Source organism: Buttiauxella brennerae ATCC 51605, from assembly GCF_001654925.1.
Lineage (GTDB): Bacteria > Pseudomonadota > Gammaproteobacteria > Enterobacterales > Enterobacteriaceae > Buttiauxella > Buttiauxella brennerae.
On sequence record NZ_LXER01000029.1, the window covers coordinates 137,575 to 148,876 of the forward strand.

Annotated in this window: 11 protein-coding genes and 1 pseudogene; 6 read left to right on the forward strand and 6 right to left on the reverse strand. The window is 48.5% G+C overall.

The features are described from left to right. The first annotated feature begins 26 nt into the window (after nt 1-26). From pepA to M975_RS16220, 3 genes are all read left to right on the forward strand, one after another. Nucleotides 27-1,538: a leucyl aminopeptidase gene (gene pepA, locus M975_RS16210; RefSeq protein WP_064560951.1), complete on the forward strand. Its 1,512-nt coding sequence runs from the start codon at nt 27-29 to the stop codon at nt 1,536-1,538. A gap of 118 nt (nt 1,539-1,656) precedes the next feature. Continuing rightward, nucleotides 1,657-2,115 carry a DNA polymerase III subunit chi gene (locus M975_RS16215; protein WP_034459595.1) on the forward strand — a complete coding sequence of 153 codons (459 nt, stop codon included), beginning with the start codon at nt 1,657-1,659 and terminating at the stop codon, nt 2,113-2,115. A 6-nt stretch (nt 2,116-2,121) separates the two neighbouring features. Beyond that, nucleotides 2,122-4,977: a valine--tRNA ligase gene (locus tag M975_RS16220; RefSeq protein WP_064560952.1), complete on the forward strand. Its 2,856-nt coding sequence runs from the start codon at nt 2,122-2,124 to the stop codon at nt 4,975-4,977. Between the two features lie 57 nt (nt 4,978-5,034). On the opposite strand, the gene M975_RS16225 is transcribed toward M975_RS16220, so the two are convergent. From M975_RS16225 to M975_RS16235, 3 genes are all read right to left on the reverse strand, one after another. Then, the gene (locus M975_RS16225) at nt 5,035-5,556 is read right to left on the reverse strand and encodes a DUF943 family protein (RefSeq protein ID WP_064560953.1); all 522 of its coding nucleotides are present in this window, start codon (nt 5,554-5,556) and stop codon (nt 5,035-5,037) included. Beyond that, nucleotides 5,553-6,404 carry a DUF3289 family protein gene (locus tag M975_RS16230; RefSeq protein WP_064560954.1) on the reverse strand — a complete coding sequence of 284 codons (852 nt, stop codon included), beginning with the start codon at nt 6,402-6,404 and terminating at the stop codon, nt 5,553-5,555. Before M975_RS16230 ends, M975_RS16225 begins: the two co-directional genes overlap by 4 nt. A gap of 335 nt (nt 6,405-6,739) precedes the next feature. Further along, nucleotides 6,740-7,933 (reverse strand): YjgN family protein, encoded by a 1,194-nt coding sequence (locus M975_RS16235; RefSeq protein ID WP_064560955.1) that lies wholly within the window; start codon nt 7,931-7,933, stop codon nt 6,740-6,742. A 196-nt stretch (nt 7,934-8,129) separates the two neighbouring features. On the opposite strand from M975_RS16235, the gene M975_RS16240 reads away from it, so the two are divergent. Further along, nucleotides 8,130-8,633 carry a GNAT family N-acetyltransferase gene (locus M975_RS16240; protein ID WP_064560956.1) on the forward strand — a complete coding sequence of 168 codons (504 nt, stop codon included), beginning with the start codon at nt 8,130-8,132 and terminating at the stop codon, nt 8,631-8,633. A 22-nt stretch (nt 8,634-8,655) separates the two neighbouring features. Here M975_RS16240 and M975_RS23440 read toward each other — a convergent pair. Together M975_RS23440 and rraB are read right to left on the reverse strand one after the other, a co-directional pair. Continuing rightward, a pseudogene (locus M975_RS23440) lies at nt 8,656-8,733 on the reverse strand (tRNA isopentenyl-2-thiomethyl-A-37 hydroxylase MiaE); the annotation flags it as partial. A gap of 56 nt (nt 8,734-8,789) precedes the next feature. After that, complete coding sequence (gene rraB, locus M975_RS16245) at nt 8,790-9,218, reverse strand: ribonuclease E inhibitor RraB (protein WP_064560957.1); 429 nt, start codon at nt 9,216-9,218, stop codon at nt 8,790-8,792. 99 nt (nt 9,219-9,317) lie between these two features. Between rraB and argL the strand changes: the two genes are divergently transcribed. Both argL and argF read left to right on the forward strand, forming a co-directional pair. Beyond that, complete coding sequence (gene argL / locus M975_RS23610; RefSeq protein ID WP_425339020.1) at nt 9,318-9,386, forward strand: putative translational regulatory protein ArgL; 69 nt, start codon at nt 9,318-9,320, stop codon at nt 9,384-9,386. Beyond that, entirely contained in the window at nt 9,383-10,390 is a 1,008-nt protein-coding gene (gene argF, locus M975_RS16250) for an ornithine carbamoyltransferase (RefSeq protein ID WP_064560958.1), read from the forward strand. Before argL ends, argF begins: the two co-directional genes overlap by 4 nt. 43 nt (nt 10,391-10,433) lie before the next feature. Here argF and M975_RS16255 read toward each other — a convergent pair whose 3' ends face one another. Further along, nucleotides 10,434-10,886 (reverse strand): NanQ anomerase/TabA/YiaL family protein, encoded by a 453-nt coding sequence (locus M975_RS16255; protein WP_064560959.1) that lies wholly within the window; start codon nt 10,884-10,886, stop codon nt 10,434-10,436. Nucleotides 10,887-11,302: the final 416 nt, after the last annotated feature.

Sequence of the window (11,302 nt, forward strand, 5' to 3'; positions counted from 1 at the left end):
GTCTTTAAGATTCAGGAGCGTAGTGCATGGAGTTCAGTGTAAAAAGCGGTAGCCCAGAGAAACAGCGTAGTGCCTGCATCGTTGTGGGAGTCTTTGAACCGCGTCGCCTGTCCCCGGTCGCCGAACAACTCGATAAAATCAGCGATGGCTACATCAGCGCGTTATTGCGCCGTGGTGAGCTAGAGGGGAAACCCGGCCAAACTTTGTTGCTTCACCACGTTCCGAACGTGCTCTCTGAGCGCATTCTGTTGATTGGGTGTGGCAAAGAGCGTGAGCTGGATGAACGTCAGTATAAGCAAGTTATCCAGAAAACGATTAATACTCTGAATGATACTGGCTCAATGGAAGCTGTCTGTTTCCTGACCGAATTACATGTTAAAGGCCGCAACACTTACTGGAAAGTACGCCAGGCAGTGGAAACGGCAAAAGAGTCGTTGTATAGCTTCGACCAATTAAAGACCAACAAAAGCGAGCCACGCCGCCCGCTGCGTAAAATGGTGTTTAACGTGCCAACCCGTCGTGAGCTGACCAGCGGTGAGCGCGCGATTCAGCACGGTCTGGCTATTGCAGCCGGTATTAAAGCGGCAAAAGATCTCGGCAATATGCCACCAAACATCTGTAATCCTGCGTACCTGGCTTCTCAAGCGCGCCAGTTAGCGGATGCTTTCAGCAAGAACGTGGTGACCCGCGTGATTGGCGAACAGCAGATGAAAGAACTGGGCATGCACTCCTACCTCGCGGTGGGTGATGGTTCTCAGAACGAATCATTGATGTCGGTTATTGAATACAAAGGCAGCGCCGATCCTGATGTGCGCCCAATCGTGCTGGTCGGTAAAGGCCTGACGTTTGACTCCGGCGGTATTTCTATCAAACCTGCCGAAGGCATGGACGAGATGAAGTACGATATGTGCGGTGCTGCATCCGTATACGGCGTAATGCGTATGGTCGCAGAACTGAACCTGCCGATTAACGTGATTGGCGTGCTGGCGGGCTGTGAAAACATGCCTGGTGGACGTGCTTATCGCCCGGGCGATGTGCTGACCACCATGTCAGGCCAAACGGTTGAAGTGTTGAACACCGATGCCGAAGGCCGTCTGGTGCTGTGTGATGTGCTGACCTATGTTGAACGCTTCGAGCCCGATGTGGTTATCGACGTGGCGACGCTGACCGGCGCGTGTGTGATTGCCCTGGGCCATCACATCACCGGTTTGATGTCTAACCACAACCCACTGGCACACGAGCTTATCGGCGCATCTGAACAAGCGGGTGACCGCGCGTGGCGTCTGCCGATTGCTGATGAGTATCAGGATCAGCTGGACTCCAACTTTGCTGATATGGCAAACATTGGTGGCCGTCCGGGTGGTGCAATTACCGCAGCCTGCTTCCTGTCGCGCTTTACCCGTAAGTACAACTGGGCACACCTGGATATCGCGGGTACAGCCTGGCGTTCAGGTAAAGCCAAAGGTGCAACGGGTCGTCCGGTAGCATTGCTGTCGCAGTTCTTGTTGAACCGTTCAGGGTTTAACGGCGAAGAGTAATTTAGCGCCCTCACCCTAACCCTCTCCCACAGGAGAGGGAATTGCCCGGTGTTCTCCTTCTCCCAGGGAGAAAGCCGGGATGAGGGAGAAACACCATTCACAAGAAAAAGCTGGCTTAATGAAAAACGCGACGTTCTACCTGCTCGACAACGACACGCCTTCCGGTGAGTTGAGTGCCGTTGAAGCGTTGGTGTGTGAACTGGCGGCAGAAAGCTTTCGTGCAGGAAAACGCCTGCTGATTGCTTGTGTTGATGAACAACAAGCTATCCGTCTGGATGAAGCACTTTGGCAGCGCGACGCGCACGCATTTGTCCCGCATAATCTTGCCGGTGAAGGGCCGCGTTATGGTGCCCCGGTAGAATTGGCCTGGCCGCAACGACGCGGTAGTTCTCCGCGCGATGTGCTGATTAGCCTGTTGCCACAGTTCGCAGATTTTGCCACCGCTTTCCATGAAGTGATAGACTTCGTACCTTACGAAGACACTCAAAAACAACTGGCCCGTGATCGCTATAAGGCGTACCGCGTTGCTGGTTTCCACTTGACTACGGCGACTCATACCCCGCCGGGAACGACATAGCAGACAATGGAAAAGACATATAACCCGCAAGATATCGAACAGCCGCTTTACGAGCACTGGGAACAGCAGGGCTACTTTAAGCCAAATGGCGACACCAGCCAGGAAAGCTTCTGCATCATGATCCCGCCGCCGAACGTTACCGGCAGCTTGCATATGGGTCACGCCTTCCAGCAAACGATCATGGATACCATGATTCGTTACCAGCGCATGCAGGGTAAAAATACTCTGTGGCAGGCGGGGACTGACCACGCCGGTATCGCGACCCAGATGGTCGTTGAGCGCAAAATTGCCGCCGAAGAAGGGAAAACACGTCACGACTACGGCCGCGACGCCTTTATCGAGAAAATCTGGCAGTGGAAGGCAGAGTCTGGTGGCACCATCACCCGTCAGATGCGTCGTCTCGGCAACTCCGTAGACTGGGAGCGCGAGCGCTTCACCATGGATGAAGGCCTGTCCAACGCGGTGAAAGAAGTGTTCGTGCGCCTGTATAAAGAAGACCTGATTTATCGCGGTAAGCGCCTGGTAAACTGGGACCCGAAACTGCGCACCGCAATTTCCGATCTGGAAGTTGAAAACCGCGAATCTAAAGGTTCTATGTGGCACCTGCGTTATCCACTGGCTGACGGCGCCAAAACCGCTGACGGCAAAGATTACCTGGTTGTCGCCACTACTCGTCCAGAAACCGTGCTCGGTGATACCGGCGTGGCAGTGAACCCGGAAGATCCGCGTTATAAAGATTTGATTGGTAAATTTGTTGTGCTGCCGCTGGTTAACCGTCTGATTCCAATCGTGGGTGATGAACACGCCGACATGGAAAAAGGCACCGGCTGCGTGAAAATCACGCCTGCTCACGACTTCAATGACTACGAAGTTGGCCGCCGTCACGCCCTGCCAATGATCAACATTCTGACCTTTGACGGTGATATCCGTGAGAGCGCAGAAGTGTTTGATACCAACGGCGAAGAAGCCGATGTGTATAGCAACGAGATCCCAGCTCAGTTCCAGAAACTTGAGCGTTTCGCCGCGCGTAAAGCCGTTGTTGCTGCGTTTGACGAAATGGGCCTGCTTGAAGAGATCAAACCTCACGATCTGACCGTACCTTACGGCGACCGTGGCGGCGTGGTTATCGAGCCAATGCTGACCGACCAATGGTACGTGCGCACTGCACCGCTGGCGAAAGTCGCGGTTGAAGCGGTTGAGCAAGGCGACATTCAGTTCGTGCCGAAGCAGTACGAAAACATGTACTTCTCCTGGATGCGTGATATTCAGGACTGGTGTATTTCTCGTCAGCTGTGGTGGGGTCACCGTATCCCGGCCTGGTACGATGCCGAAGGCAATGTATATGTTGGCCGTGATGAAGCGGAAGTTCGCGCTGAAAACAACCTTGGCGACGACGTTGCACTGAATCAAGACGAAGACGTTCTCGACACCTGGTTCTCTTCTGGCCTGTGGACATTCTCCACCCTCGGCTGGCCTGAGAATACCGAAGCGCTGCGCACCTTCCACCCAACCAGCGTGATGGTTAGCGGCTTCGACATCATCTTCTTCTGGATTGCACGCATGATCATGCTGACCATGCACTTCATCAAAGATGAAGACGGTAAACCACAGGTTCCGTTTAAAACCGTCTATATGACCGGTCTTATCCGTGATGACGAAGGGCAGAAAATGTCCAAGTCCAAGGGTAACGTTATCGATCCACTGGATATGGTTGACGGTATTTCCCTGGAAGACCTGCTCGAGAAACGCACCGGTAACATGATGCAGCCACAACTGGCTGAGAAAATCCGTAAGCGCACCGAGAAGCAATTCCCGAACGGCATTGAACCACACGGCACCGATGCACTGCGCTTTACGCTGGCAGCACTGGCATCTACCGGTCGCGATATCAACTGGGACATGAAGCGCCTGGAAGGTTATCGTAACTTCTGTAACAAGCTGTGGAACGCCAGCCGTTTCGTGATGATGAACACCGAAGACCAGGATTGCGGCTTTAATGGCGGCGAAATGGTTCTGTCTCTGGCAGACCGCTGGATTCTGGCGGAATTCAACCGCACAGTGAAAGCATACCGTGAAGCGCTGGATAGCTACCGCTTTGATATCGCTGCCAACATTCTGTATGAATTCACCTGGAACCAGTTCTGTGACTGGTATCTGGAGCTGACCAAACCGGTGATGAACAGTGGCACTGAAGCGGAACTGCGCGGTACGCGTAATACGCTGATTAACGTGCTGGAAGGTTTGCTGCGTCTTGCGCATCCAATCATTCCATTCATCACTGAAACCATCTGGCAGCGCGTGAAGACCTTCAAAGGCATCACCGATGATACCATCATGCTGCAACCGTTCCCGGCGTATAACAGCGCACAGGACGATGAAGCTGCGTTTGCAGATACCGAGTGGCTGAAGCTGGCGATCACCGCAGTACGTAACGTTCGTGCTGAGATGAACATCTCTCCGGGCAAACCATTGCCAATCCTGCTGCGTAACGTGAGCGCGGAAGCGGAACGTCGTGTAAATGCGAACCGTACCTTCCTGCAAAACCTGGCGCGTCTGGAAAGCATCACCCTGCTGCCTGCTGATGATAAAGGCCCGGTTTCCGTGACCAAAATCATCGAAGGTGCAGAGCTGCTGATTCCAATGGCAGGCCTGGTCGACAAAGCAGCTGAGCTTGCACGTCTGGACAAAGAGATGGCGAAGCTGGATGTTGAAATTACATCCATCGAAAACAAGCTGTCTAACGAAGGTTTTGTGGCGCGCGCGCCTGAAGCCGTTGTCGCAAAAGAACGCGAACGTCTGGCTGCCTGTGGCGAAGCTAAAGTGAAACTGGCTGAGCAGAAAGAAACTATCGCCGCTCTGTAATTGAGAAAAGTGATGTGAAAAGGCCGGGGATTCCCCGGCCTTTTTTATTGCGTCAATTTATTGTGGCATTACGCGCCCATTATCATCTACCGCCCAGGTATGGTCACTATCGTAAAAAGTAAATTCTTCTTGTTTGCCCTCTGTAAAATCTACGGCCAGAAGGAGGTTTTTCTCCAGACAATTGGCAGACTCATCAACTTTTTTGAAACAGACCAAATCCCCATTGCCTGATTTATTAATGTCGATAAACCCGCTGCCGATATCCCAAAATACAATGCCATATGAGGCTGTTTCCGGAATGTGGTACCTGGACTTAAGTTCAGCCTTATGTTCAAGATACCAGTGGATCCTACCCCGTTCGGTTAGCGGCATATGATCAACGGCAATATCGTAATCTTCCCTATCGGTAAAACCTCGTTGACTCCCGGCAGTAATGCCAGATCCAAAGGCAGGATCGGAAGAATATCGCCCCCCTGCGCGAAGAATATTAACAGGACGCAATGTCCATAAAAAATAACAGCAAATAAGTAGAACCAGGCCGCCAAAGAATAATTTACGCTTAGCGTTATGTTTAGTCATATTCCACCACGAATATTGGTGTGAGTAGTGAAATTGGTGAAGAAAGGTTTATAAGCGTAATCCCTATGATGCTGTAAGAAAAACCAAATCCGGAAGAAACGGATACTTCTATAAATAGGATTAATAATATCTTCTTTACCTAGTCCAAAGTGATCCTGTGCTTTAAAACGAAGCAAAGCATTCCATGACATCGCATATCGACAAAAATTCACTAATTCTATTTCCTGTGCATGAACATCATGCACACTCACTCCCAAGCCATTGTACTTATCCTGGAACCGGTTAAATTTTGGCAATCGCGTTTGTTCAATTTGTCTTCTAAGATCGGCAATAAAATCGATACTAATACTCGCCTTTTGCTTCAGAAAGAAATGTTTATCCAAAGACTGAGTAATCTTTCGCAGGGTATCGTCGGTTCCCGTTCCTTCGACGATCTCTTGATAAGCGAGATCAAGTTTTATACTGTGCCAGGATGCACCCTTCCCATATTGAAAATTATCGATCAACTCGCTAATAATGTTTTTATATTTCCCCCAAGCAAATTTTGTTGATAACTCCTTCATTTCCATAAAAAGAATAGCTGCACATTGGGTACGACTAATTGGTCTTCCAGGCGGTATATTTACCCCAAAGCCAACGATTTTCCTGTTTAAATAGCTCGCTGTGTCAAACTGTAACAATCGGAAAGGGTCAACCTTTGCGGAGATATCATTCAGACCCAATATCTTAAAATCGTGATTGCTAAGCCCCCCGTACTGCATATCATCTGTATTATTATCATTGAAGTGGTGAAAGGTTGAAAAAATCTTGCACGGTAAATTCATTGATAAAACCATATCTAAATTCATTAATCATCATCCTGATAAATAAGTATCAACGATATTGTCATAATGAAATTATGAATAAATATAAAACTAAAAACATGACTCAGTTACCATTGTTATTATTTTATTCCTCCTGGCACAGTGGAAATGAACTGTTAAATCTGGAAACAGCAAAGTTTCTAACTGAAGCTGATGACAAACTTCCCTTGTAGGTCGGATTAGCGTAGTGACATCTGACAATCAAAGGGCACAGCGTGGATGCGCAGCCGCTTATCCACCCTACGAAATCCGCATAGTGATCTTTGTCAGCAATCTGCTGCCGGGGGATCCCCCGGCCTTTTTATGAGTGTAATGATTGGCTAAAAACTAATGTTGGGAGCCAAGCCTCGAGAAAGACGGCTCACAATATCGTTGGCGATTTTTTCGTTGTGGTCTTGTAAATCTAATTCATCCAGATCCCCATCGACCCAGGTATTTTGTGCCAAATATCGGCAATAGCGTACTCGTGCCCATGGGTAACCCAAACCTAAAGTGCAAGCTGTTATCAGTGTATTGATGATTAATTGACTGAAAAAACCTGTAATTGTCAGCGTTGAGCGGAAGGTAAATTTCTCGCTAAACGAGACGGTTTTATAATAATAATTACGCATTGTGACGTAGAGAAAACTTGCAACAAGTAATATGCCAAACATATAAATCAGATAACCAACAAGCATCGTTGTTCCTGATGACTCAAGTATCGTGGCAATAGCTTCAGGATCGCCCTCGTGGGAAAGTATTGCTATATAAGCGGGGACTTCTAACTTCAAGACTATCAAAAGAACAGGAATCAATATCAACGTACTAATAAGACTGATAGTGACGAATTTTTTGATACTTATGTTGGCACTGAAATTGTTCTTACCAAAACTTAAATGATTGAATAATAAATTCAACCAAAGTGCCGCCGAAACACCCTGCACAATGGCCATCCCCAGAACCCCTACAACGAAAGCGATAACACCGGTAATGATGAGCCGATCAAGTTCGAAAACCGAAACTGAGCGGCAAGTTGCCATGATAAGAGTACAAACCACAATAACACCCAGCATCATGATTAACGGACAACCCAACATCACCCACCATGCTTTAAAGCCTGAACACCGAAAATTAAAACGCACATTATTTAGGGTGGTAGACTGCAGCTGGTAACGTAAACTTTGAACAAGCAAATACGGCATAAACAGTATTAATACAGCACCCAAACACACGGCTACCAAAGTGTGCCTACCAATAACGCCCCCTTCTAACGCGATAATATAAATGAACATACACAGCCAACTGGCGAATAGAGATCGACCTGTTGCATGATAACCAAAGCGTGAGCCTGACAATTCTGTATGGCTATAGAGGTATCGCTTAGAGCGCACCAGCGCCCACGCACTAAATAAGCCGAATGTTATTATTATTAGTAACAAATTGACTATACACACCCTAAAATAACCACTACCCGTCCCGTTAAAAACCAGGTTTCTGGATTGTTTTTCTTTTATTTCGACTTGCTGATCTGACATATATCTCCCTCAGGATTGCATCCCTGTATCTTGGTAAATGATTTTTTTATACTGTTGCCGAGCGTTATCTAACCACACCTCTCTATGTTTAAATAATCCGAAACGGGAGTAACAAAAAAGCTTAGAAACTTGCTTGTTAAGTTTCACAGTGGTATTAAAATGAGCTGTCTTTACCCCACTATTAATGAGTCACGCTATGAATCTTGCTGCTCCGGTTGACATCGCTCTGCGCCGGATAACCCCCCATGACAATGCGGCTATCGCGCGTGTCATCCGCGAAGTCTCCGCTGAATATGGTTTAACTGCCGATAAAGGCTATACCGTTGCAGACCCTAATCTGGATGAACTGTTTCAGGTTTACAGCCAGGCAGGGCACGCGTTCTGGATTGTGGAGGTGGATGGCAAGGTGGTTGGTGGCGGAGGCGTCGCGCCGTTAACCTGTAGCGAGCCGGATATTTGTGAATTGCAGAAGATGTATTTCCTGCCGGTTGTGCGTGGCAAAGGGCTGGCAAAAAGATTGGCATTGCAGGCGATGGATTTCGCCCGCGAAGAAGGTTTCAAGCGCTGCTACCTCGAAACGACGGCATTCCTGACAGAAGCTATCGCGCTGTATGAACGCTTAGGGTTTGAACATATTACTGAGCCACTGGGCTGCACCGGCCATGTTGATTGCGAAGTGAGAATGCTCAGAACGCTTTAAATCTGCACGCCGCTATGAAAACGGAATTCGCTATCCAGGCTTCTGGCGTTGGACAATGCAGAAAATTCAGTACCGGGGAGAGGAGTTGCGGGTAGTTCATAATGAGTCGTTATCTTTCGTTGATGTGCAGCGGCTTACGCCGCTGCACGGAAGAGATTAGTGGCGGACGCCGTCGTCGTCTTCATCGACGTCGTCTTCGTCGTCACCTTCTTCTTCACCGTCTTCGCCGTTCGGGTCTTCGAAGTAAGTGCCCCAACCGTCATATTCCACACCGAATTTCTCAGCGAGGTTTAACAGTTGTTCTACTTGCTCGTCCAGTAGTTCAGCTTTAAGCGCTGACTCACTTAATACGTCGCAGCAGATAACGGTATCACCCTCTTCCACTTCCAGCTCTTCCGGGTCTGTCACTTCATAACCCATTTTGAACGCTTCAACAGCGGCTTTTTCAAGAGTTTCGAAATCGTCTGCGGAAAGGTGATGCTCGATTGTGTACAGCGCATCAGGATCGCTGCCGTCTTCCAGTAATTCTTCAATAATCAAACGCGTTTCTTCGCGTTGCTCTTCCAGCAGTTCTGGATTTGCCATGGCCCTTTCCTCAATTTGTAGGCAGATACTTCTATTTTCACACACGGCTGAGTTTGCCTCCACCTTTCCCGATAAAGATTTATCCGCCGGGGGTTGCAAATGCATAATCATACATATAAATTGAATTTTAATTCAATAAATGGCAAGTGCCATGCGAGGAAAATATGAGTCATTTCTATCAAAAGCATTTTCTTAAATTACTGGATTTCACCCCTGCACAGCTTCACGAGTTACTTGCTCTGTCTGCCAAACTAAAAAACGATAAGAAAAAAGGCACTGAAGTTCAGCATCTTACTGGAAAAAACATCGCGCTCATCTTCGAAAAAGACTCGACTCGCACGAGGTGCTCTTTCGAAGTTGCCGCATTTGACCAGGGCGCTCGCGTCACTTATCTCGGCCCAAGCGGCAGCCAGATTGGGCATAAAGAATCAATTAAAGATACGGCGCGTGTATTAGGCCGTATGTATGACGGTATTCAGTATCGCGGGTTTGGTCAGGAAATCGTTGAAACACTGGCGCAGCATGCTGGCGTGCCGGTGTGGAACGGGCTGACCAATGAGTACCATCCCACGCAATTACTGGCCGACCTGCTGACAATGCAGGAACACATGCCAGGCAAAACTTTCAAGGAAATGACGCTGGTCTATGCGGGTGATGCGCGTAACAACATGGGCAATTCCATGCTCGAAGCCGCGGCACTTACCGGGCTGAATCTGCGCCTTGTGGCTCCACAAGCCTGCTGGCCTGATGAAAAGCTGGTGGCAGAATGCCAGGCAATGGCCGCTCACAATGGCGGGAAAATCACGCTGACGGAAGATGTTGCCGCAGGCGTTAAAGGAGCTGACTTCATTTATACCGATGTGTGGGTATCGATGGGCGAGGCCAAAGAGAAATGGGCTGAGCGTATTAACTTGCTGCGGGCTTACCAGGTCAATAGCGCGATGATGGCGTTGACCGGCAATCCGCAGGTTAAATTCCTGCACTGCCTGCCTGCATTCCATGATGACCAGACGACGCTGGGCAAGCAGATGGCAGAACAATATGGCCTGCATGGCGGTATGGAAGTGACGGACGAGGTGTTTGAATCGGCAAATAGCGTTGTGTTTGATCAGGCTGAAAACCGCATGCACACCATCAAAGCGGTGATGGTCGCGACGCTGGCTGACCTCTAAGAGTTAATGGCGGGCGGCTTTTGCCATCCGCCACCATCGTTGATTACGCCATCAACATCTTAACCACGACTTTACGCACGGTCGCAGGTTTCCCCACCGCGCACAAAGGTTTGTGCACCTCACCCGGATAGAACACCACAAAATCCCCTTCATTCAAGATGACGGTTTTTTCCTGCTCGCCTTCTGGCAGGAACGCGATGTCCTTGTCAGCCAGCCAGTCAGTTTCTGGCGTGCCCGCAGGCAGACAGCTAAAGGTCATACCTTCCTGGCCGCGCATCACAATCTGGATATCCAGATAGCGCTGGTGGAACTCTGCCGGGCGCTCTGCAATGGGTTGAGTGGAATCCTCAGAAACCAGCATAAACAGACGGTTACCGTCGATGTCATGCTTACCCAACGGGGTTTCTGGCGTGATGTGCTGTTTAACGTGCTCAATCGCCTGACGCAGTTCTTCAGGAAGCCAGGATTGCAAAGCGTGAATGTTGCCAATAATCATGATTAATACCTTTTTGAAACGATGTTTTATTACGGTATTTATACGAGCATTCATCTTTTGCCGCCATGAGTTTTTTAAGAAAACCTGTGCTGGCGCATGTTTAGCGCAAAACATGTTACGGCTTTGTTTCTGCCATGAGGTTTTTATGCATGAAAAAAGCATAACCTCTAAACCCAACCCAACAGACAACCTCGTAACCATCTGTTTAAAAAACAAAATTATTTAAAATGAACCACCAGTCACAGTTTAAAAACTGGTAAATTAGTGCAAATTTAGTCATAACTATTTTGTTTATTTTCCCATGGGGTGAATGAAAAATACGGCTTTATGCATAGTTATATTTAAATTTTAAAATATAACTATTTTTCAATAAGTTAAAAAACATCAGTTTGGTTATCCAATAACATTCAATTAAC

Coding starts and splice junctions, on each gene's coding strand:
- pepA (WP_064560951.1), top strand. CDS start 27: ATGGAGTTCAGTGTAAAAAGCGGTAGCCCAGAGAAACAGCGTAGTGCC.
- M975_RS16215 (WP_034459595.1), top strand. CDS start 1,657: ATGAAAAACGCGACGTTCTACCTGCTCGACAACGACACGCCTTCCGGT.
- M975_RS16220 (WP_064560952.1), top strand. CDS start 2,122: ATGGAAAAGACATATAACCCGCAAGATATCGAACAGCCGCTTTACGAG.
- M975_RS16225 (WP_064560953.1), bottom strand. CDS start 5,556: ATGACTAAACATAACGCTAAGCGTAAATTATTCTTTGGCGGCCTGGTT.
- M975_RS16230 (WP_064560954.1), bottom strand. CDS start 6,404: ATGAATTTAGATATGGTTTTATCAATGAATTTACCGTGCAAGATTTTT.
- M975_RS16235 (WP_064560955.1), bottom strand. CDS start 7,933: ATGTCAGATCAGCAAGTCGAAATAAAAGAAAAACAATCCAGAAACCTG.
- M975_RS16240 (WP_064560956.1), top strand. CDS start 8,130: ATGAATCTTGCTGCTCCGGTTGACATCGCTCTGCGCCGGATAACCCCC.
- rraB (WP_064560957.1), bottom strand. CDS start 9,218: ATGGCAAATCCAGAACTGCTGGAAGAGCAACGCGAAGAAACGCGTTTG.
- argF (WP_064560958.1), top strand. CDS start 9,383: ATGAGTCATTTCTATCAAAAGCATTTTCTTAAATTACTGGATTTCACC.
- M975_RS16255 (WP_064560959.1), bottom strand. CDS start 10,886: ATGATTATTGGCAACATTCACGCTTTGCAATCCTGGCTTCCTGAAGAA.